Raw genomic sequence first — 20,392 nt, forward strand, 5'->3', positions numbered from 1 at the left:
TTGCACCACATCCACCACCGGACGGACCCTCACCATCCACCCCCAGCACACCCAGCTGGCCGCCGCCCGCCGCGAGGCCACCAACCCGGCATGGCAGGACGAGTACCGCCGCTGGCGTCCCCCGGTAGAACGCGGAATCGCCTGGCTGGTAGCCCACGGCAACCGCCGCGTGCCCTACCGCGGCGTGACCCGCAACGACNCCTGGCTCCACCACCGCGCCGCCGCNCTCANCCTCCGCCGGCTGATCAACCTCGGACTCNCCCACACCAGCACCAACGGCTGGNCCCTGACCGCCGCACCCCCTTAAACCACGGCCATCCACCCCCACCAGCACCCCGCAAGATTTTCAGTGATCTTCTAGACCCCACGGTGGACGCTGCCCCCACCGTCGCCGCTGCCCCCACCGTGGACGTCGGCGCACGACACCGGCCGCATCATCGGAGCCGGCGCTCCGCACGAGCCACCCCTGCGCGCCAACGCGCGCCGACCCGACGGTCCGGCCTGCGGGGAGGCAACTGGTNGAACCGGTACCTTCGCTGTCGTGGAGATCAGCGAACTATCGGTTCCAGACGCCTGGGTGTTCACCCCGCGTCAGCACTCCGACAGCCGCGGGACCTTCCTGGAGTGGTTCCGCTCCGACGCNCTTGCCGAGGTCGTGGGCCATCCGCTGACCCTGTCGCAGGCCAATCACAGCGTCAGCCGGGCCGGAACCCTTCGCGGCGTGCACTACGCTCAGGTGCCACCCAGTCAGGCGAAGTACGTGACCTGCGTGCGCGGGCGGGTGCTCGACTGCGTCGTTGACATCCGCACCGGATCGCCGACGTTCGGCACCTTCGCCTCGGTCCTGCTCGACGACGTCGACCGGCGGGGCCTGTACGTCTCGGAGGGCCTGGGGCACGCCTTCATGGCGCTGACCGACGACGCGGCGATCTCCTACCTGTGCTCGACGCCTTACACCCCCGGTCGCGAGCACGGCGTCAACCCGCTCGACCCCGATCTGGCGCTGCCCTGGCCCGATGATCTCACGCCGCTGCTGTCGGAGAAGGACGACTCGGCCCCCTCGCTGAAGGAGGCAGAGTCGGCGGGCCTGCTGCCGGCCTACCGCGACTGCCTGGCCTTCTACGACGAGCTACGCGCCGCCGGCGCCGTGGCGGGCGGATCACGATGATCCGGGTGGCCGGCCCCGGGGACGTCGAGGTCGTCCTGGAGCTGGTCCGGGCGCTCGCCGGCTACGAGCGCGAAGCGGACCGGGTCGCCATGACCCCGGCCGATCTGCAGGCCGCCCTGTTCGGCCCGATCCCGGCCGCCTACTGCCTCGTGGCCACGGCCGACCAACCACCCGCGGGTGCCACCCCGGACGGGGGACCACCCCCGTCCGGGGGACCACTTCCGACCGGGGGGCCGCTCCCGTCCGGGGGCCCACTCCCGACCGGCGGTGCGCTTCCGGCCGGGGTGGCGCATCCACCCCCCGTCGTGGGCTTCGCGATCTGGCATCCGACCTTCTCCACCTGGACCGGCCAGTCCGGCATGCACCTGATCGACCTGTTCGTGCGGCCGGAGCACCGCCGTGGCGGCCATGGCCGGGCGCTGCTCGCCGCACTCGCCACGGTCTGCGTCAAGCGCGGCTACCGGCGGCTCGAATGGGCCGTGCTCGACTGGAACACGCCGGCGCAGGCGTTCTACCGCTCGCTGGCGGCGCGGCCGCTGACCGGGTGGTCGACCTGGCGGGTGGACGGCGACGCCCTCACCGATCTCGCCGCCCTGGGCCGCCCTCGCCCCGGCGCCGGCACCGCCGATCCGGCCTGATCCCGCCGCTTCGGCCCGGATCGGGGCCCGACCCGGCGGTTCGTCCCCGTTTCTGGGCCCCGCGTGCCTGGTCGGCACCGGCGCCGGCCAGGCACGGAAGGGCGCCGACGGCGAGGGCTTACGATCACCCGACCTGCGGGACCCACCGGCGGCTGGGTACGGTGGAGGCGGTGGCCGTCGCCGGCCGCCGACGGAGCGGATCGCGACCGGCCATGAGGGACGTCACGGCCGCCGCGGAGATGCATGATGCCGTCGGTGAGCGGGAAGGCAGTCATTCACAACATCATCGTTCGGCCGGCTCCGGCCGGCGGACCACCCGCGAGGGTTCCTCCTCGCACTATGCAGGCTCTTTGGGGGTAGGAACGTGGATCCGACGCCTTCGACCGGCGGCGCGGAGAACTCCGACACCATCGACAGCCAAACCGCCCACTCCGGCGGACTGCGCGACGTCGTCGCGCTCACCCTGCCCGCGGCCAGTGCGTACCTGACTGTCCTGCGCACCGCCACGGCATCCCTCGCGGCCAGGCTCGACTTCACCCTCGACGACATCGAGGACCTGCGGATCGCCGTGGACGAGGCGTGCGCGCTGCTGCTCGTCTCGGCGGTGCCCGGGTCGTCGCTCGACTGCACGTTCACGCTCTCGCCCGGGGTGATGCACGTGCTGGTGACGGTCGAGAGCCTCGACGGCGAGCCCCCGTCGGAGGACACCTTCGCCTGGACGGTGCTCAAGGCCCTCGCGGGGGATGTGGACACCTCCACCGGCCCGGGCAACAAGGTGAGCATCACGCTGCAGAAACGCCGGGGCGTGCGGGCGGATCTCGGCGAGCCGCCGGCGGGACACGTCCGCGGATCGGGTGCGGCCGACCAGACACCATTGGGTGACGCGGTAGGTACACCGTGACGTCAACCGGCAGAACTCCGACTCCGCCCCGTACGGCAGCCGCCCATGACACCCCCGCGGTGGACCCGGTGGCCGCGCTGAGCCAGCGGGGGGCTGCCCTGGACGAACATCCCGCCGAGCGCGGCCAGGAGCCGGACCTCGGCACCGAGGTCGCGGCCCAGCCGGCGCCGAGCGCCGAACCCGAGCGCGAGGGCACCGAACGCACCCACTCTCCCGACCGGGCGATGGCCCGGGCGCTGTTCGTGCGCCTCGCCGAGCTGCCCGAGGGCGACGCGGAACGCGCCGCCATCCGCGACCAGCTCGTCCGGATGCACCTGCCGCTGGTGGAGTACCTCGCCCGGCGCTTCCGCAACCGCGGTGAGCCGCTCGACGATCTCGTCCAGGTCGCCACGATCGGCCTGATCAAGTCGGTGGACCGGTTCGACCCGGAGCGCGGGGTGGAGTTCTCCACCTACGCCACCCCGACGATCGTCGGCGAGATCAAGCGTCACTTCCGCGACAAGGGCTGGGCGATCCGGGTTCCCCGCCGGTTGCAGGAGCTCAAGCTCTCGCTGACGAAGGCGACGTCCGAGCTGTCCCAGACACTCGGCCGCTCCCCCACCGTCAGCGAGATCGCCCGGCATCTGCAGATGAGTGAGGAGGACGTCCTCGAGGGGCTCGAATCGGCCAACGCCTACTCGGCGGTCTCCCTCGACGCGCCGGACTCCGGTGACGACGAGGCTCCCGCCGTCGCGGACACCCTGGGCGTCCAGGACGAATCCCTGGAGGGCGTGGAGTACCGCGAGTCGCTCAAGCCGCTGCTGGAGAAGCTCCCGCCGCGGGAGAAGCGCATCCTGCTCCTGCGCTTCTTCGGCAACATGACCCAGTCGCAGATCGCCACCGAGCTCGGAATATCCCAGATGCACGTGTCCCGGCTGCTGGCCCGGACCCTGGCCCAGCTACGCCGCGGCCTGCTCGAGGACGGCTAGACCCCTCCGACTCCGGTCATCTGGTGGAGCTCCGGTCATCTGGCCTCGCCAGGTCGCGTACCGCCGCAGGACCGCCACAACCTCACGAACGCGTACCGCGCCTGTCTCAGGGACGCTGCGGCCCCCGCGGCACCTGCCTGCCGTCGCCGCGTCCGGCGTCCTCGTCCTGCCCCGCGTGGGTGGCGGGGCCGCGGGCGCTGGCGGCCGACGGACCGAACCCGACCGAGGCCAGCAGGGCCACGACAATCACGAGTGGGACGACGAACAGCGGGATGCCGTAGCCGTAGTCGCCGGCCTGCACCAGCCCCCAGGCGACGGGCAGGCAGAGGATCTGCACGACGAGCGTGGGCGACCGGTAGGACGCCCCGCGCCGCAGCACTCCCGCCGCGAGCACGGCCACGCCCACGGCGCCGAGGATCGCGAGAACCCCACCGGTCTCGGCGCGCCCGACGTCGTCGATGTCGGAACCGAATCCGCGCAGCACCTGCAGGACGCCCAGCGCCAACAGGACGAGCGCCTCGGCGGCAAGCAGAACGCTCGCCACCCAGGCCGGCACGGACGCCGTGCGCGCGGCCTCACGCAGCTCGTCGAACCGGCCGCCGGCCGGCTGCCCGGGACGGCTCGTGGATCCCATGGTTCCGACACTACGTCTCCCAGCGGCCAGACCGGTCTTCCAGGCGACCAGAACGGTCTCCCAGGCGGCCCGACCGGTCTCCCGGTCCCGGACCCGGACCCGGCGCCCCGCTGCCCAGCCGGGCGCGGACGGGGTCGCCGTTGCCGTTACACGACTCCGCCGTCACCCGACTCCCCCGTGCGCCCGTTGCAGGGGATTTGTACCGATTCGCGACCGAGTGTGGGATCCGGCGATCGCGACGACGCTGACACCCGGGCCCCCCGGTTTCACCGATGTGAGAGTTTTCCCAGCCGCCGCCCGGGATGGGCGGGCGGACTACGGTAGAGGCATGCGAGGGCTGCTGGTCGTCAACCCCGTCGCCACCACCACAACCGAACGTGTTCGTGACGTCCTCGCCAGCGCGCTCGCGGCGGACGTCGCGATGGAGACCGTGCTGACCAAAGGCCGCGGCCACGGGGTCGAGCTGGGGGCGCGGGCCGTCGAGCTCGGCGTCGACGTGGTGATCGCGCTCGGCGGGGACGGCACCGTCAACGAGATCACCAACGGGTTGCTTCAGAACGGCCCGATCGACGACGGGCCAGCGCTCGCGGTGGTGCCGGGTGGCAGCACGAACGTGTTCGCTCGGGCCCTGGGATATTCGGCCTCGCCGGTGGAGGCGACCGGCGAGCTGCTGGACGCGTTGCGCGAGGGGCGCAGCCGCCGGATCAGCATCGGTCGCGCCGAGTACGGCGACGAGGGCCGCTGGTTCACGTTCTGCTTCGGCATCGGGCTGGACGCGCGGGTGGTCGCGCAGGCCGAGGAGAAGCGGCGCAAGGGGCGCCGCAACAGCGCCGGCCTGTTCCTGCGGACGGCGGCGGGCCAGGTGACCCGCGGCGCCGATCGGGGCGCCCCGCCCATCACCCTGGAGACGACCGACGCCCACAGCCTTCCCGTCGACGCCGCTCTCCCCGCCGACGCCGCTCTCCCCGCCGACGCCAGCGTGCCGGCCGATTCCGGGCAGGCGGACGCCGAGGCGGCCGGGAGCGCCGAGGAGCGCATCGCCCTCGGCATCGTCTGCAACACCCGCCCGTGGACCTACCTGAACTCCCGTCCGGTGCTGGCCTGCCCCGAGGCGTCGTTCGACACCGGGCTGGACCTGCTGGCGCTGCGCCGGGTGCGGCTGTCCAGCGTGCTGCGCACGGCCTCGCAGATCCTGGGAGACGGGCGCGGTCCGCACGGGCGCAACGTCGTGCGCCGCCACGACGCGGCCGTGATCCGGTTCCTCGCGGACCACCCGCTGCCGCTGCAGATGGACGGCGAGTACCTCGGCGAGTACGTCGACGTCACGCTCACCCACCACCCGCGGGCCCTGCGCGTCATCGCCTGACCAGCCGCCTCGGCCCCGACCGGCCTGCCCGCCGACCGGCCTGCCCGCCGGCCACCCCACCCGGCGGCTCCGCCGACACGGTCCGGCCTGCGCAGGTCCGCCCGCATTGGCGGCAGGTGTCGCGATTTCTCGGACGAGTCAGACGAGTCGGACGAGTACGTCCGAAGCCCACGCCGACGGGCGACCCGCCGTCCACGGTCCGGATTCCGGGCACCGTTCGGGCGCCCGCCAGCCGCTGTGATCGATCGTGTACGGAATCGCGCCGAGGCTCGAGCACGGTCCGCGCCCGGAATGCCGCCCTTGTTCCTCGACACGATGTGGCCGCATTTCGGCCGTAATCCCTGCCGGGACGATCAGGAGTGGGGAGGGGTGGTTCCCGTCTCGCCTCAGTCGTCCTGGGGGGCTTCCACCCCGTGCGGCGTGTCCGCGCCACGCGAGATGCCCGGGGCGGGCGAGGTGCCCGGGGTTGGCGGGGCGCCGAGGGCTCGGCGGATCTCGACCGGGTCGTCGCAGATCGCCCCGGCGACCCCGGCGTCCTGTAGCCGGCGGGCGGCGTCGACGGCGGTGACTGTCCACGTCACCAGGCGTACGCCGGCCTGTCGGGCGCGGGCGCCCGCGTCCGGCGAGCCGAGCACGGCGCTGGTGTGGGCATGCAGCTCGGCGTGGCCCGCGGACCGAGCGTAGGCGAGGCCGCCGCTGACGGACATCCGCGGCATCGTCAGGAACGCCGTCGTGACGGCCAGCTCCGCGTCGCGCAGGGCCTCGATGGCGAACCAGTCGAACGACGACACCGTGATGCCGCCGGCGCCGGCGTCGAGGTCGGCCACGGTGGGCCGTGGCCCCGTCCAGCCCCGGGCACGCAGCCGCTCGGCGAGGGCCCGCGCCGTGCGCTCCCGGGGGGCGTCGAAGTCCGGCTGGCCGGGCTGGTTCTTGATCTCGCAGATCAGCCGGCCGCGGCCGGCCCAGACGTCGAGGATCTCGTCGAGCAACGGGATGCCGCGGGCGCGCAGCGCCTCGGTGGGTTGCCGGACGATCGCCCGCCCGGCCGGCTTGGACAGCCGGGCGTCGTGCACGCATACCAGATCCCCGTCGGCGCTGCGGCGGACGTCGATCTCGACGCCGTCCGCCCCGGCACACAGCGCCGCGTCCACAGCCTCGACCGTGTTCTCCGGGCCAGGAACCCTGCTACCGCGATGACCGAGAACCTCCATGGCCCAACCCTGCCATCTCCGGCGGGCCGAGCGTGTCACGGCAGGCGGGGAGGACGCCGCCCAGCCGCGGCCGGAGTAACCGGAGTAACCCGGATGCGCACAGACGAACGCCGATGCCCAGATGGCATGAAGCCGGCCGCTTGATCGGGAAGAACCCGCCGTGTGCCTCGCAAACCGACCCGACGACAGCCGGCCCATGCCACCGCATCCCCTGTCAACCAGGACTTCTGTGGCGCTTCAGCAACCGTCGGAGACGGTCGCACCCCGTGGCCCATCTGTGTCCCTGCCGGACAAGTGCAGGCCAGGCAGGGTGTGAAGACGGTTGCAGGTTCTTGCGCCCCTGCCCGTTCCGGTGGGAGGGTGGCGAATGTCCGAGGTGGATGCACGTGCACCCGGGCTCACCGACAGCCAGGAACCCGCTCCACGGCCCGCCGACGGGGCCGAGCAGACAACCTGCTCACTTAATTTTCATCCGCGGCACAACCGTAGCGGCTCGCAAAGCGTCTCATGTGCAGTGTGGCCCGAGACGAGAGAGGGAGTTGGACGCATGGACTGGCGCCACAGAGCGCTCTGCCGTGACGAGGATCCCGAGCTCTTCTTCCCGATCGGTACTACCGGTCCGGCGGAACGCCAGGTCGAAGAGGCAAAGGCCGTTTGCGCGCGGTGCGCAGTCACCAGTGACTGCCTCAACTGGGCACTGGACACCGGGCAGGACTCCGGGGTCTGGGGCGGGTTGAGCGAGGACGAACGCCGGGCGCTCAAGCGCCAGGTCCGTCTGCGGGTGCGAACCGCCTGAGTGCACGACCCCCGGTGGCCCAGCGCCGAGGACCGGGGGGCTCCAAGGACGTGCCACGTCCGCATCACCCCAACCACCCGCGGTAGATCCTGCCCGCCGGACCTCGCACTATCGGCGGACCACAGCGGTCCCCGCACGACGCCATGCCATGACCCGTGCCCGGGCACGGGGGTGGCTGGCAGCAGCATCGGCCGTTCTGTCCGCGCGTCCGCCGCAGCGATGCGGCGCGACGCGGACGGGGCGGCCGTAATGTTTTCGGCCCCCGCCACGACCCCTTCGCCCCCCGCCCACGGGCGCGGGACATCGCCACACCAGCCGCGAGCGAGGGACACAACCTGGGGGATACCCCCGCGCGCGCGCCCTAAACACTCAACTTTCAGAAAGTGGGATGGACAGCAGCGCCTCGGTGCCGCGCTCCGGACCGGCCTGCAGCCGGATGGTGCCGTGCATCTCACCGAGCACGAGCTGACGGACGATCTGCAGCCCCAGCCGGGGCGAGTGCTCGAGCTGGAAGTCCTCCGGCAGGCCGGCCCCGTCGTCGGCGACGACGACGTCCAGCCGGTCCACCAGGCGCTGCACGCGGATCTCGATCGAACCCGCCGAGCCATCGAACGCATGTTCTACAGCATTCTGCAGAAGCTCTGAAAGCACAAGGGCCAGCGGCGTGGCGAGTTCACCGGGCAGCCGCCCGAAGGAACCCGACCTGCGGGTGTTCGCCCGCGCACCGGTGGACGCCAGGTCGACGGTCACCGACGTGATCTGGTCGGCGATCTCGTCGAACGGCACGCTCTCGCCCAGGCTCTGCGAGAGCGTCTCGTGCACAACCGCGATCGAGGTCACCCGGCGCACCGACTCCCGCAGGGCCGATCGTGCCTCGTCGACCTTGGTCCGACGCATCTGCAGCCGCAGCAGCGCGGCCACCGTCTGAAGATTGTTCTTGACCCTGTGATGGATCTCACGGATGGTGGCGTCCTTGCTCAGCAGCAGCGCCTCCCGCCGACGCAGATCCGAGACGTCCCGGACGAGGACGAGCACCTCCCGGGTGGACCCGGGGAACAGCGGGATCGCCCGCAACATCACCACCGTGCTGCCGACCCCGGCCTCGACCTCCACCGGCCGGCGCCGGCCGATCGCATGCCAGACGGCGGGCGTGGTCGCGGGCAGGTTCAGCGCCCGGTGCACCGTGCGCAGGTCCTCCCCGGTGACGTTGCCGGTGTAGCCGAGGCGGCGGTACGCCGACAGCGCGTTCGGGCTGGCGAAGATGACCTTGCCAGCACCGTCGAGCCGCATCATCCCGTCGCCGACCCGGGGTGACTCCGGCAGCTCGGCCGAGCTCCCGCGGAACGGAAAGGCACCCTCGGCGATCATCAGGGCCAGGTTGTTGGCGCCCTGCAGGTAGGAGGACTCCAGATCGCTGGGGGTGCGGGGATTGACCAGGTTGGTGTCGCGGGCGAGCACGGCAATCACCTCGTCGCCGTGGCGGACCGGGATCGCCTCCGTCCGCACCGGCACCCCGCCGTCCCACTCGGGCTCGCCCTCCCGGGCGATGCGGTGCTCCCGCCAGGCGTTCTGGACCACCCACCGGTTGATGACGACGCTGCCGACCTCGTCGTTGTGGTAGGCGGTCGGGCCGGTCGTGGGTCGGACCTGGGCCACGACGAGAAACTCCGTCCCGCTGGTATGGCCCCGGCCCGAACCCGAACCGGAACGGACGGGCACGAGGAGCAGCAGGTCAGCGAAGGAGAGGTCGGCGAGCAGAGCCCAGTCCGCGACGAGCGCGTGCAGGTGGTCGATGTCGTCGTCGCTGAGATCCGTGCTCGCGCGCAGCATGTCGGCGAGGGTTCCCACGGGTCGCAGACTGCCAGACGGACCGGGGCTGCGAGCTGGCGGGCACCCCCGCGGGACCCTCCGGGCCCGTACGCTCGCCGTCGTGACCGTCGACAACGCCGCCGCGGCCGTGGTTCCCGGTACGCGCACGGAGCCACAAACCGCCGCAAGCGTAGCGAAGACCACCACCGAGCCCACCGGCGACCCGCCCGCGGCCGATCCGCTGGCCTGGCTTGCCGATCATGCCTGGAGCCGCGAGGTGGCTGGCCTGCGCCGCCGGCTGCGCCCGCGCACCCTGACGCCCGCCGCGGATGGTTCCCAGGTTCGCGTCGACCTCGCCAGCAACGACTACCTCGGCCTCGGCCGCCATCCCGCGATCGTCGAGGGGGCGGCGCGCGCCCTGCGGGAGTGGGGCACGGGATCCACCGGCAGCCGGCTGGTGACCGGAACGACCGCCCTGCACGGCGAGCTGGAGGCGGCGCTCGCCGACCACGTGGGCTTCGCCGGGGCGCTGGTCTTCTCCTCCGGCTACACGGCGAACCTGGGCTGCCTGACCGGGCTGGCCGGCCCCGGCGACCTGATCGTCTCCGACGCGCTCAACCATGCCTCGATCGTGGACGCCTGCCGGCTGTCCCGGGCGCGGGTGGCCATCACCCCGCACGGCGACGTCGCCGCCGTGACCGCCGCCCTCGCCGCCGGCGGCTGGCGCCGCGCGCTCGTGGTGACCGAGTCGGTGTTCTCCGCCGACGGCGACGCCGCTCCCCTCGCCGAGCTGCACGCCACGGCCCGCGCCCACGGGGCGGTTCTCGTCGTCGACGAGGCGCACGGGCTCGGCGTGGTCGGCCCGGCCGGACGCGGCGCGCTGGCCGCCGCCGGGCTCGCCGGCCAGCCGGACGTGGTGGCCACGGTCACCCTGTCGAAGGCACTCGGCGGCCAGGGCGGCGCGGTCCTCGGCACGGCGGCCGTCCGCGAGCACCTCATCGACACGGCCCGCGCCTTCATCTTCGACACCGGCCTCGCCCCGGCGAGCGTCGGCGGGGCGCTGGCGGCGCTGACGCACCTGCGGGCCCATCCGGAGCTGCCCGCCGCGGTCCAGCGCCGCGCCGGCGAGCTCGCCGCGCTCACCGGGGCGCCACGCCCGGCCGGCGCGGTCGTCTCGGTCCTCGTCGGCGAGCCGGAGCCGGCGGTGGCCGCGGCGGCGACCTGCCTGGCGCACGGGGTGGCGGTCGGCTGCTTCCGGCCGCCGACGGTGCCCGCGGGCACGAGCCGGCTGCGGCTGGCCGCCCGCGCCGATCTCAGCGACGCCGACCTGACACTCGCGACCGAGGCGTTCGCCGCCGCCGGGGTCCTCGCCGCCGAGGTGCCCGCCCGGTGACGCTGCTGGTGATCACCGGTACCGGCACCGAGGTCGGCAAGACGGTGGTGACCGCGGCGCTGGCCGCGCTCGCCCACGACCGCGGCCACGCCGTCGCGGTGGTCAAGCCGGCGCAGACCGGGGTCCGGCCCGACGAGCTGGGAGACGTCGATCTGGTCGCCGGGCTCGCGGGCATCCGCGACGTCCACGAGCTGGCCCGTTACCCCGACCCGCTCGCGCCGGCGGCCGCCGCCCGCCGGGCCGGACGACCCGCCGTCGACCTCGGCGACGTGGCGGCCCGGATCGGCAAGCTCGCCACCGACCACGACCTCGTCCTCGTCGAGGGGGCCGGCGGTCTGCTGGTGCGCTACGACGACAACGGCGCGACCCTGGCCGATCTCGCCCGGCTGCTCGCGGCGCCGGTGCTCGTCGTGACGGCGGCGGGACTCGGCGCGCTGAACGCCACCGCGCTGACCCTGGAGGCGCTGGCCCACCGCGGCCTCGACCTCGCCGGCGTCGTCATCGGATCCTGGCCGCGCGAGCCGGACCTGGCCTGCCGCAGCAACCTGACCGACCTGACCGACCTGGCCGGCCGACCGCTGGCCGGGGCCCTGCCGGCGGGCGCCGCCCTGCTGAGCCGGCCCGAGTTCCTGGCGACGGCCCGGCAGTCACTCGAACCCGCCCTCGGCGGTACCTTCCGTGCACGGCAGTTCCGTGCACGCCACCCCCTATAGGGCGATTCCCTTGCGTTTCCACAGGCCTACCCGTCCGCATTGTCCCTGTAGAAAGGCAAGGGAGCGTAGGAGGCGGTAGGCGGCGACGGAGCCGATGGCTGGCGGAGCCGATGGCTGGCGGAGCCGATGGCCGGCGGAGGCCGGCGGCGGCTGCCGACTGCCGGCCCGCTGGATGCACGGAGGACGGACGCGGGTGACGAACGTGCCCGACGTCGCGCGGGAAAACCGGGCGGCGCAACGGGCGCGGGTTCGACAATGGAGGGCGCGCTCCGACCGATCCGACGACAAGCCCACCCGCGAATATCGACAAATCCCAATACAACTAGCAAACCGGACAAGCCGAACCGAGACACCGGTTCGATCAGCCCACCCGACGACGAGCCGACCCACCACCACCGAGCGCATCTCCTCTGCCGACGTCCCGCCTGGAGGCCCCCGTGACCGCACCCGTGACCGCGCACACCGCCCCGGCGACGGTGCCACCGCCGGCGCCGGCCGCCGCCGGGCAGGACCCGGCCGCTCTGCTTGCCCACGCCCGGCGTGAGGTGCTCGAGGCCGGGCGGGGGCTCGACGAGGCTGGCGTGCTCGCCGTCCTGCGGCTGCCCGACGAGTACCTGGGCGACGCCCTCGCGCTCGCCCACGAGGTCCGGATGCGCTGGTGCGGGCCGGAGGTCGAGGTCGAGGGCATCATCAGCCTGAAGACGGGCGGCTGCCCGGAGGACTGCCACTTCTGCTCGCAGTCGGGCAAGTTCGACTCGCCGGTGCGCTCGGCGTGGCTCGACGTGCCCTCGCTGGTCGAGGCGGCCCGCCAGACCGCGGCCACCGGCGCCACCGAGTTCTGCATCGTCGCGGCCGTTCGCGGACCCGACGCCCGGCTCATGTCCCAGGTCCGCGAGGGGGTCGCGGCCATCCGCGCGGCCGTCGAGATCAATGTCGCCTGCTCGCTGGGCATGCTGACCCAGGAACAGGTCGACGAGCTCACCGCGATCGGTGTGCACCGCTACAACCACAATCTCGAGACGTCCCGCTCGCACTTCCCCAAGGTCGTCACCACCCATAGCTGGGAGGAGCGCTGGGAGACCTGCGAGATGGTGCGCGCGGCCGGCATGGAACTGTGCTGCGGCGCGATCCTGGGGGTCGGGGAGTCGCTGGAGCAGCGGGCCGAGCTCGCCGCCCAGCTCGCCGTGCTGGAGCCCGACGAGGTGCCGCTGAACTTCCTCAACCCGCGGCCGGGTNCCCCCTTCGGCGACTACCCGCCGGTGCAGCCGCGCGACGCGCTGCGCGCCATCGCCGCGTTCCGGCTGGCTCTGCCCCGGACGATCCTTCGCTACTCGGGCGGCCGGGAGATCACCCTGGGCGATCTGGAGGCGCAGGGGATGCTCGGCGGCATCAACGCCGTGATCGTCGGCAACTACCTGACGACGCTGGGCCGGCCGGCCGAGTCGGATCTGAAGATGCTCGCCGACCTGAGCATGCCGATCAAGTCGCTGCAGGCCACGCTGTAGGACTGCGCCCGTCTCCGGCCGGCCGGCTCGCGCGCGGCGCGGGCCCTGGCCGGGGGCGGGCTGGCGGGGGGCGGGCGGGGCGGAATCAGGCGTTGGTGGCCGTCTTGAGGCCGTGTTCGGTGCAGCGCGCCGACCAGCCCGCGGGGGTCACCTGCACCACCATCCGCCGCCGGCAGACCCGGCAGTAACGCGGGGGTTCGAGCTCACGGGCCCGCGCGCACGCCTCATGACTGCCCACACTGGCCAACTGACCGCAACGGTCACAGAACGAAGCGTCCACGAACGTCAGCTTAGGGCATGGCACGACGCAGCCCGTAGCCGACGGCGGGGCCGACCCGCAAGCGGCTCGCCGCGGATCCCGGCGGGCCCGATGGTCACGCCGGGCGCCGGGCGGAACGGGCCGGCCCGAACGGGCCGGCATGAACCGGGATGAACCGGGCCGGATGGACCGGCCCGGGTACTTCAACCCCGGATGAAACCGGGCGGGGCTCAGCCCGCGGCGACCGGCTCGACCACGGCGATCAGGTCGCCGTCCTGGACGACATCGCCCTCCTGGACCGCGATCCTGGCGACCGTGCCGCCATCCTCGCTGATCACCGGGATCTCCATCTTCATGGAGTCGAGGATGACGAGGGCGTCACCGGCGGCCACCGGGTCACCCACACCGACGACGACCTTCCAGACGTTGGCCACCATCTCCGCGCGGACTTCCTCGGCCATCGGGCTCCCTTCAGCGGCGGGTCGAACCTGGCAAGAGCCTAGTGCCCCCGGTCACCCGGACCAACTGCCCTGCGCCCACAGGTGTGTTCGCACCGCAGCACAGAGGCGACTCGACCGCCCGGTGTTGGGACTGTCCGGCGTAACCCCGCAGACTACGGATGTGCTTGTACTTCTCGTGCTGACCCTGGTGTGCGGGCTGGGCGTCGGCCTGGCCCGCGGCGGAACCCTCGGCGCCCTCGCCCGCGTCCACGTCCTGCGCCCGTGGTTGTTCGCCGCGGTGGTCCTGGTACTGGCGGTGGGCGGGCTCGTCCCGGCGCTGCACAGCCCCGCCTGGATCGTGGCGGCGGTGCTTGCCGCGTTGTTCGCCGGCATGAACAACCGACTGCCCGGGCTCGGGCTGCTGGTGACCGGCATCATCGCCAACGCCGCCGTCATCACGGCGAACGGCGGGCAGATGCCGGTGTCGTTGTGGGGCGCGGGCCGGGCCGGCGTTTCGATCGACGACATCCTCACCTCGGCCTTCCACACCCCCGCCGGGGACGGCACGAGCCTGCGGCTGCTCAGTGACATCATTCCGCTGCCCTTTCCGGGGGCGCCGGCGGTGGTGAGCATCGGCGACGTCGCGATGGCCGCGGCGCTCGGGCTGTTCGGTGCCGTGACCCCGGTGCGGGCCTGGCGCACGCTGCGAGCCCGACGCCAGGCGGCGCTGGCCGGCGCGCCGCCGGCGGGGTACGGCGGTGCGGACGGCCTGATCGGCTCCGACGACCACTTCGGTCAGGACGACCGGCTCGGCCACGACGAGCGCCTCGCCGACGACGACCAGCCAGGTCACGACGACCACGCTGGTTGGGATGAGCCCGACGTTCATCCCTACGCGAACGACGTGCTCGACGGCGGCTCACGCAGGGGCGCCGTGGTGGTCCCCGAGGCCGGGTCCGCCGGGAACGTCCACCTGGTCGGGCAGGTCGGCGACGGCGGGGGCGACGGCCACCGTGCGGCCGACAGGCGGGACGCGGCCAACAGGCGGGACGCGGACGACGCCACGGACGGCGACACGGACGGCGGGGGTGAGGGCCCCGCGGGCAGGTCGGTCACCACCCGCCGGCCCGGGCTGGCACGATGACTCCACATTCGATTGACGGAGGGGAGGACGCCATGGCGAAGAAGAAGCGCAAGCGGCGCGCGCGGGCCAAGAGCAAGGCCAACCACGGCAAGCGCCCGAACACCTGAGCAGCCCCGGACACCGAGGCAGCGCTGAACACCTGACCAGCTCGGCGGGCCGTGCGCGCACGGCCCGCCGCCAGGCGCCGCTCAGGCCGCGGCGACGGTCTGCCGGCGCAGCCAGGCGACGGTCCGCGCCAGGCCCGCGTCGAGGTCGACCTCGGGTCGCCAGCCCACCAGCCGCTCGGCCAGGCCCACGGCCAGGGCGATGCGGGCCAGCTCGCCGGGACGCGCCGGCGCCCGCAGCGGGGTGTCGGGCGCGCCGATGATGGCGGCAATCCGGCTGTGCAGCTCCCGGACGCTGGTCTCGACGCCGGTGCCGATGTTGAGCCGGCTGCCGGCGGCGGCGTCCACCGGCAGCACCCGGGCGAACGCCTCGGCCACGTCGCCGACGAACACGTAGTCCCGGCTCGCGGTGCCGTCACCGAAGATCTTCGCTGGCCGGCCGGCCAGCATGGCCGTGCCGAAGATGGCGACGACGCCCGCCTCGCCGTGCGGATCCTGCCGCGGCCCGTAGACGTTGGCCAGCGCCAGGGCGGTCGAAGCCAGGCCGTGGGTGGCCCGGTAGACGTTGAGATACAGCTCGCCGGCGGCCTTGCCCGCGGCGTACGGGGACTCGGGCGCCACCGGCGCGGTCTCGTCCACCGGCAACCGCGCGGGCGAACCGTAGATCGACCCGCCGGACGACGTGTGGATGACCTTGGACGTGCCGGCGAGGCGGCTGGCCTCGAGGACGTTGATCGTGCCGAGCACGTTCTGCCGCGCGTCGCGCAGCGGGTCTGCGACGCTGACCCGGACGTCGATCTGGGCCGCCAGGTGGGCGACCACCTCGGGTCGCACCCGGTCGGCAAGGGCGAGCAGCTCGGGCGAGGTGACGTCGAGCTGCTCGAAGGAGAAGCGGGGGTCCGCCGCCGCGGCGGTGAGGTTGGCCAGGCGGCCGGTGGACAGGTCGTCGACGCCGACGACGCTGTGACCGTCGGCCAGCAGCCGGTCGGTGACGGTGGAACCGATGAAGCCGGCCGCGCCGGTGACGAGGATGCGCACGAGACAGGACACTAGCCCGCACTCCTGTGCACTTCCTGTACACCAGGTGACCGCGAACGCCGTGGCGGCCAGGCGCCGTCACGGCGGGTGCTCGCGTTCGATGAAACGGGGCAGTGAAGCGGGGCAGTGAAGCGGGGCGGCCTCGCGGCCGGGCTACCGGCGCCCTACTCGGGCCGGAACTCCGTGGCGTCCGCCTCCACCCGGGCCGACCGGAGCCGGGCCAGGACACTGGTCCGCAGCGAGTCCGGCGCTCGCTCCCCGCCGCACTTGCGGGCGACGAGCATCTTCACCTCGTGTTCCACGCCGAACTCGCGCAGGCACGGGGAGCACTCGTCGAGATGCGACCGGATGAGGTTCTGCTGGCCGCCGTCGCACTCACCGTCGAGGTACAGGAAGACCGCGTCCAACACCTTCCGGCAGTCGATCTCGTGCTCACCACCGCAGCTCACGACGCACCACCCTCGCCGTCGGCGGACCCGGCGCCCACCAGCCCACGACCCGCCGCGTACTGCTCCAAGGACTTGCGCAGACCGCGTCGTCCACGGTGCAGCCGGGACATCACGGTCCCGATCGGCGTTCCCATGATCTCCGCGATCTCCTTGTAGGCGAAGCCCTCGACGTCGGCGAGGTACACCGCCATCCGGAAATCCTCCGGCAACGCCTGCAACGCGTCCTTGATGTCGCTGTCGGGCAGGTGCTCCAGCGCCTCGGTCTCCGNGCTCTTCAGGCCGCTGGACGTGTGCGACTCCGCCTCGGCGAGCTGCCAGTCCTCGACCTGCTCGGTCGGGCTCTGCAACGGCTGCCGCTGCCGCTTGCGGTAGGTGTTGATGAAGGTGTTGGTGAGGATCCGGTAGAGCCACGCCTTGAGGTTCGTGCCCTCCTGGAACTGATGGAAGGCCGCGAACGCCTTGACGAAGGTCTCCTGGACGAGGTCCTCCGCGTCGGCCGGGTTGCGGGTCATCCGCAGGGCGGCCGCATAAAGCTGGTCGAGGTACGGGAGGGCGTCGCGCTCGAACCGCGCGCCCCGCTCCTCGGTGGTCTCGTCGACCAGGATCACTCCCTCACCGTCACGCTGTGCAACGGCCCACTCCGCGTTCCGGGTTTCGGGTCGGACGGAACCGGACCGTCTCTCCGGAGCGGACGATACCCCGACCACGGTCTNGGCGCGCATCGGCACGACGGCCACAGGGGGCCATTGTGGGACATGTCGCGACTGCGCCGACGGCTGCCGGTGCGTGGCGTTCGCAGGAGTCATGAGACCTCCGTGACCTCGTGAGACAACGACGTCAACGCCGATCACCCCGCGGCTGATTCCCGCCCCGGGCCCGACGGGCCCATTCGGTCGAGCAGGAATGCGGCACCGATCCGGGCGGCCTCGGCGACGGCCTCGCCGGCCGGCCGGCCGTCCCGCACCCGGGTCCGGAAGGAGTGGTCGCCGCCCGCGACGAGGTGCACCCGCCGGTCAAGCGCCGGATCCGGCTCCGGTCGGCCGAAGGTGTCCCGGTCGCCCTGGACGACGAGGACGGGCACGCCGGCGCCGTCGAGCTCCCCCTGTCGCGACGGCTTCGGACCGCCATTCGCGGTGGTGCCCGGCGGCCGCAGCGGGAAGCCGAGGGCGAGCACCCCGCACGCGCCGGACCCGGCGGCGACCCGCATGGCGACCCGCGAGCCCATCGACACCCCGGCGAGGGCCAGCGGGCGCGGCGTCCCGAGCGCCTCGATCGCGGCGGTGGCCACCGCGTCGAGGCGGGCCGGTCGGTCCGGCGCCCGGCGCCCGGCCACCCGGTAGGGCATCTCCAGCCGGGCGACCCGCACCCCGGCGGCGCCCAGCCGGGCGGCCAGCGCGTCGAACAGGGGCGTGTCGACGCCGCTGCCGGCCCCGTGCAGGAACACGACGGTCGACTCGCCGATCCCGGGAACCACCCGCAGCCGCCCGCCGTCCACAGCTATGCAGGCACCATCAGCTCCGCAGGCACCGNCAGCCCCGCAGGCACCGTCACCGGACGTAGGTCCGGGGCCGGCGTCAGGGGGTGGCGGGACCGGCGCGCATCGATCCGACACAGCAGGGAAGGACACGGCGTGGTCGGGCGCAGAATCTGTCAGACTTCCACCTTGAGTGTGTGACTTGCCTCGCATCATTGCCTCCCGAAGGGTAGGAAAGCTTCATGCTGCCTGGCCTCGACGCCGACCCAGGCCCGCCCCGTGGACGAGCAAACACCCTGGTCTGCGAGGCTCCGGCCGACAGTGACGATCCGTACTGGGCCTTCTATGAGGAGGTCGCGTCGGCCCAGTTGCGGGAGTGGCTGCCGGCGCAGCCGGCGCGGGTGCTTGACGTCTCCGGCCCCCGGGCCCGCTTCGCCCGCCAGATGGTGACCGCGGGTCACCAGGTCGTGCGGGTGGTGGCCCAGGCCGAGCCGGCCGAGCCGGCCGCCGGCCCGGGCGCGCTGCTGCCGGTCGTGGGCGACGCCCGCTCGCTGGACTGGTTCTCCCCCGTCTCGTTCGACGCGGTGCTCGCCGAGGCACGGGCACTGTCGTTCTGCCTGGCCACGGAGACCACCCTCGACGAGATCCACAGCATGCTGCGCCCGGGCGGGCGGCTGCTGCTCTGCGTCGACTCGCTGCTGCTCGGCCTCGCCCGCCTCGCCGAGCAGCATCGCTGGGCGGAGCTGTCCGACGTCCCCCGCGCCGACGTGGTGCTCGTTCCCGCCGAGGACGGCACCATCACCCGCTGCTTCTGGCCGGAGGAGCTGCGGGCGCTGCTGACCAGCGCCGGCTTCGTCGTCGACTGGATCCGGCCGCGCACGGTGCTGTCCGCCGAGGCGGTCAAGCGGGCCGTGGCCGAGGACGTCTCCTGCTTTCCCACCCTCGTGCGCACGGAGGTGGAGCTCTCCGCCGAGCGCGAGGGCGAGTCCATCGGCATCCACCTGATCGCCTCGGCCCGCCGGCCCGCCTAACCGGTCCACCGGTCCGGTGCCGGCGACGGCCAGGGGACGAGCCGTTCCAGTGCGGCGACGAGGCGCAGCAGACGGCCCTCCTCGCCATGACGGCCGACGATCTGCAGCCCGACCGGGCAGCCGTCGGCGGTGAAACCCGCGGGCACGCTCACCGCCGGCTGCCCACTGAGATTGAATGCCCAGGTCAGGCTCACGCTGCGGACCTCGCCGGGGCCCGCATGCGGATGCGGCCGGTTAGGCGTTGTCGGCGTGAGCAGCACGTCCGCCCGAGCAAGCACGCCCGCGAGGCATCGGTCGTTATGCGCGCGCACCGCCGCGGCGTTTGACGCGGCCGCAGTCCCAGCGGCCGCAGTCCCGACAGCCGCAGTCCCAGCGGCCGCAGTCCCGACAGCCGCAGTCCCAGCGGCCGCAGTCCCGGCAGCCGCCGTCCCCGGGCCCGCTGACGCCGCTCTCAGTGCGGTCCACGCCGCCTCCGGGTCAAGCAGCTCGACGGGCACGTCCGTCCAGGCCAGCACGCCCGCGGCGGCAAGCCGGTCGGCGGCGGCCCGGCTCACGGCGACCACCTCCGGCTCGGGCCTGGCGAAGCCAAGCGTCGACGACCAGACGGCGATTCCGAGCCGCCCGCCCTCCCGCTTGCCCCCGGGAGGCACCACCGGCGGCACCTCGCTGGCGCCGGCGACGACCGCCCACCAGGCCGCCGCGTCGGCGGCGTGGCGGACGATCGGGCCGGGCACGGTCAGGCCGGCGCGGTCGGGGCCGGGGAAGCGGCCGTTGGTCGGCTTGAGCCCGACCACGCCGCACCAGGCCGCGGGGATGCGGGTGGAGCCGGCGCCGTCAGCGGCGGTCGCGAGGGGAACGACTCCGCTGGCCACGGCGACCGCCGAGCCCGCCGACGATCCACCGGGCACTCGATCGGGCCGCCACGGGTTCACCGTCGGGCCGCGGGTGGTGTGCCCCCAGGTCTGCCAGGGATGCGCCGTTCGGATCGGCACCGCCGTCGCCCCGATCACGATGGCCCCCGCGGCGAGCAGCCGGCGGGTCGTGGGCGCCGTGACGTCGCTGCCCGCCTTGACCGCGATCGGCACACCGGCCAGCGGCAGCTCGGCGCCGCGGGCGAGCGCCCGGCTGACCAGGCTGGCCCGGTACGCGGCCCAGGCCGGCCAACAGGAGGTGAAGGCCCGCAGCGCGCCGTCGGTCTCCCGCAGCCGGGTCAGGGCCGCCTCGACCGGGGCCTGCGGGGCGATCAGCCCGGCGCGGACCAGCGCGGCCAGCTCGGTGGCGCCGAGCGCCGGGTACTCACGGCGCACATGATTCATCGGCCCGTCCGGTACCGCCGGCGCCGGGGGCGGCC

The 20,392-nt window shown here is 73.4% G+C and carries 22 protein-coding genes and 4 pseudogenes; 15 read left to right on the forward strand and 11 right to left on the reverse strand.

Going from position 1 to position 20,392, the window contains the following annotated elements; translation table 11 throughout:
* From UK82_RS38420 to UK82_RS17880, 6 genes and pseudogenes are all read left to right on the forward strand, one after another.
* Nucleotides 1-199, forward strand: a 199-nt coding sequence (locus UK82_RS38420; RefSeq protein WP_236706076.1) for a transposase, incomplete at both ends; no start/stop codon positions are given.
* Nucleotides 200-541: 342 nt separating this feature from the next.
* Nucleotides 542-642: pseudogene (locus UK82_RS38425) on the forward strand (dTDP-4-dehydrorhamnose 3,5-epimerase family protein); the annotation flags it as partial.
* 1 nt (nucleotide 643) lies between these two features.
* Nucleotides 644-1,168 (forward strand): annotated as a pseudogene (locus tag UK82_RS17865) (dTDP-4-dehydrorhamnose 3,5-epimerase family protein); the annotation flags it as partial.
* Entirely contained in the window at nucleotides 1,165-1,806 is a 642-nt protein-coding gene (locus tag UK82_RS17870) for a GNAT family N-acetyltransferase (RefSeq protein WP_044885354.1), read from the forward strand. The pseudogene UK82_RS17865 and the gene UK82_RS17870, both read left to right, overlap by 4 nt.
* Before the next feature lie 364 nt (nucleotides 1,807-2,170).
* Entirely contained in the window at nucleotides 2,171-2,707 is a 537-nt protein-coding gene (locus tag UK82_RS17875; protein ID WP_011607046.1) for an anti-sigma factor, read from the forward strand.
* A complete protein-coding gene (locus tag UK82_RS17880) occupies nucleotides 2,704-3,675 on the forward strand; it encodes an RNA polymerase sigma factor SigF (protein ID WP_082121889.1) in 972 nt (323 codons plus the stop codon). The genes UK82_RS17875 and UK82_RS17880 overlap by 4 nt, the downstream gene beginning before the upstream one ends.
* Before the next feature lie 106 nt (nucleotides 3,676-3,781).
* On the opposite strand, the gene UK82_RS17885 is transcribed toward UK82_RS17880, so the two are convergent.
* Nucleotides 3,782-4,309, reverse strand: coding sequence for a hypothetical protein (locus UK82_RS17885; RefSeq protein WP_044885353.1), 528 nt, complete (start codon nucleotides 4,307-4,309; stop codon nucleotides 3,782-3,784).
* Nucleotides 4,310-4,637: 328 nt separating this feature from the next.
* Here UK82_RS17885 and UK82_RS17890 point away from each other — a divergent pair, with 328 nt between their 5' ends.
* Nucleotides 4,638-5,675 carry a diacylglycerol kinase family protein gene (locus tag UK82_RS17890; RefSeq protein ID WP_044885352.1) on the forward strand — a complete coding sequence of 346 codons (1,038 nt, stop codon included), beginning with the start codon at nucleotides 4,638-4,640 and terminating at the stop codon, nucleotides 5,673-5,675.
* Nucleotides 5,676-6,061: 386 nt separating this feature from the next.
* On the opposite strand, the gene UK82_RS17895 is transcribed toward UK82_RS17890, so the two are convergent.
* Nucleotides 6,062-6,886, reverse strand: coding sequence for a glycerophosphodiester phosphodiesterase (locus tag UK82_RS17895; RefSeq protein WP_044885351.1), 825 nt, complete (start codon nucleotides 6,884-6,886; stop codon nucleotides 6,062-6,064).
* Nucleotides 6,887-7,433: 547 nt separating this feature from the next.
* Here UK82_RS17895 and UK82_RS17900 point away from each other — a divergent pair.
* The gene (locus UK82_RS17900) at nucleotides 7,434-7,682 is read left to right on the forward strand and encodes a WhiB family transcriptional regulator (RefSeq protein WP_009742166.1); all 249 of its coding nucleotides are present in this window, start codon (nucleotides 7,434-7,436) and stop codon (nucleotides 7,680-7,682) included.
* A 369-nt stretch (nucleotides 7,683-8,051) separates the two neighbouring features.
* Here UK82_RS17900 and UK82_RS17905 read toward each other — a convergent pair whose 3' ends face one another.
* The gene (locus tag UK82_RS17905) at nucleotides 8,052-9,512 is read right to left on the reverse strand and encodes a sensor histidine kinase (RefSeq protein WP_173667315.1); all 1,461 of its coding nucleotides are present in this window, start codon (nucleotides 9,510-9,512) and stop codon (nucleotides 8,052-8,054) included.
* Between the two features lie 100 nt (nucleotides 9,513-9,612).
* On the opposite strand from UK82_RS17905, the gene UK82_RS17910 reads away from it, so the two are divergent.
* From UK82_RS17910 to UK82_RS38430, 4 genes and pseudogenes are all read left to right on the forward strand, one after another.
* Nucleotides 9,613-10,884: an 8-amino-7-oxononanoate synthase gene (locus UK82_RS17910; protein ID WP_173667313.1), complete on the forward strand. Its 1,272-nt coding sequence runs from the start codon at nucleotides 9,613-9,615 to the stop codon at nucleotides 10,882-10,884.
* Nucleotides 10,881-11,597 carry a dethiobiotin synthase gene (bioD, locus tag UK82_RS17915; RefSeq protein WP_044885349.1) on the forward strand — a complete coding sequence of 239 codons (717 nt, stop codon included), beginning with the start codon at nucleotides 10,881-10,883 and terminating at the stop codon, nucleotides 11,595-11,597. Before UK82_RS17910 ends, bioD begins: the two co-directional genes overlap by 4 nt.
* Nucleotides 11,598-12,034: 437 nt before the next feature.
* Nucleotides 12,035-12,832 (forward strand): biotin synthase BioB (bioB, locus tag UK82_RS17920; protein ID WP_396230585.1); only part of this gene is annotated, 798 nt, incomplete at its 3' end.
* A gap of 1 nt (nucleotide 12,833) precedes the next feature.
* A pseudogene (locus tag UK82_RS38430) lies at nucleotides 12,834-13,102 on the forward strand (biotin synthase BioB); the annotation flags it as partial.
* Nucleotides 13,103-13,187: 85 nt separating this feature from the next.
* Here UK82_RS38430 and UK82_RS17925 read toward each other — a convergent pair.
* Together UK82_RS17925 and UK82_RS17930 are read right to left on the reverse strand one after the other, a co-directional pair.
* Nucleotides 13,188-13,382, reverse strand: a complete 195-nt coding sequence (locus UK82_RS17925) for a hypothetical protein (protein ID WP_055408282.1) — start codon at nucleotides 13,380-13,382, stop codon at nucleotides 13,188-13,190.
* Between the two features lie 209 nt (nucleotides 13,383-13,591).
* Nucleotides 13,592-13,822: a biotin/lipoyl-binding carrier protein gene (locus UK82_RS17930; protein ID WP_011607058.1), complete on the reverse strand. Its 231-nt coding sequence runs from the start codon at nucleotides 13,820-13,822 to the stop codon at nucleotides 13,592-13,594.
* A gap of 160 nt (nucleotides 13,823-13,982) precedes the next feature.
* Between UK82_RS17930 and UK82_RS17935 the strand changes: the two genes are divergently transcribed.
* Together UK82_RS17935 and UK82_RS42855 are read left to right on the forward strand one after the other, a co-directional pair.
* Entirely contained in the window at nucleotides 13,983-14,945 is a 963-nt protein-coding gene (locus UK82_RS17935; protein ID WP_236706078.1) for a DUF5317 domain-containing protein, read from the forward strand.
* A gap of 32 nt (nucleotides 14,946-14,977) precedes the next feature.
* Nucleotides 14,978-15,052 carry a 50S ribosomal protein bL37 gene (locus UK82_RS42855; RefSeq protein ID WP_369299096.1) on the forward strand — a complete coding sequence of 25 codons (75 nt, stop codon included), beginning with the start codon at nucleotides 14,978-14,980 and terminating at the stop codon, nucleotides 15,050-15,052.
* An 81-nt stretch (nucleotides 15,053-15,133) separates the two neighbouring features.
* Here the strand turns inward: UK82_RS42855 and UK82_RS17940 are convergent, their stop codons facing one another.
* From UK82_RS17940 to UK82_RS17955, 5 genes and pseudogenes are all read right to left on the reverse strand, one after another.
* Nucleotides 15,134-16,087, reverse strand: a complete 954-nt coding sequence (locus UK82_RS17940; RefSeq protein WP_044885398.1) for an NAD-dependent epimerase/dehydratase family protein — start codon at nucleotides 16,085-16,087, stop codon at nucleotides 15,134-15,136.
* Nucleotides 16,088-16,251: 164 nt separating this feature from the next.
* On the reverse strand, nucleotides 16,252-16,536 hold the full coding sequence (rsrA, locus tag UK82_RS17945) for a mycothiol system anti-sigma-R factor (protein ID WP_044885346.1): 285 nt from the start codon (nucleotides 16,534-16,536) through the stop codon (nucleotides 16,252-16,254).
* On the reverse strand, nucleotides 16,533-16,804 hold a 272-nt coding region (locus UK82_RS38435; RefSeq protein WP_304438055.1), incomplete at its 5' end, for a sigma factor-like helix-turn-helix DNA-binding protein. The genes UK82_RS38435 and rsrA, both read right to left, overlap by 4 nt.
* Before the next feature lies 1 nt (nucleotide 16,805).
* Nucleotides 16,806-17,248 (reverse strand): annotated as a pseudogene (locus tag UK82_RS38440) (sigma-70 family RNA polymerase sigma factor); the annotation flags it as partial.
* Between the two features lie 135 nt (nucleotides 17,249-17,383).
* A partial coding sequence (locus UK82_RS17955) for an alpha/beta family hydrolase (protein ID WP_236706079.1) occupies nucleotides 17,384-18,065 on the reverse strand: 682 nt, incomplete at its 5' end.
* Between the two features lie 187 nt (nucleotides 18,066-18,252).
* On the opposite strand from UK82_RS17955, the gene UK82_RS17960 reads away from it, so the two are divergent.
* Nucleotides 18,253-19,041: a methyltransferase domain-containing protein gene (locus tag UK82_RS17960; RefSeq protein WP_044885345.1), complete on the forward strand. Its 789-nt coding sequence runs from the start codon at nucleotides 18,253-18,255 to the stop codon at nucleotides 19,039-19,041.
* Here UK82_RS17960 and UK82_RS17965 read toward each other — a convergent pair.
* Nucleotides 19,038-20,357 carry an amidase gene (locus tag UK82_RS17965; protein WP_055408357.1) on the reverse strand — a complete coding sequence of 440 codons (1,320 nt, stop codon included), beginning with the start codon at nucleotides 20,355-20,357 and terminating at the stop codon, nucleotides 19,038-19,040. The genes UK82_RS17960 and UK82_RS17965 overlap by 4 nt on opposite strands.
* Nucleotides 20,358-20,392: the final 35 nt, after the last annotated feature.

This window comes from Frankia sp. ACN1ag, assembly GCF_001414035.1.
Taxonomy (GTDB): domain Bacteria; phylum Actinomycetota; class Actinomycetes; order Frankiales; family Frankiaceae; genus Frankia; species Frankia torreyi.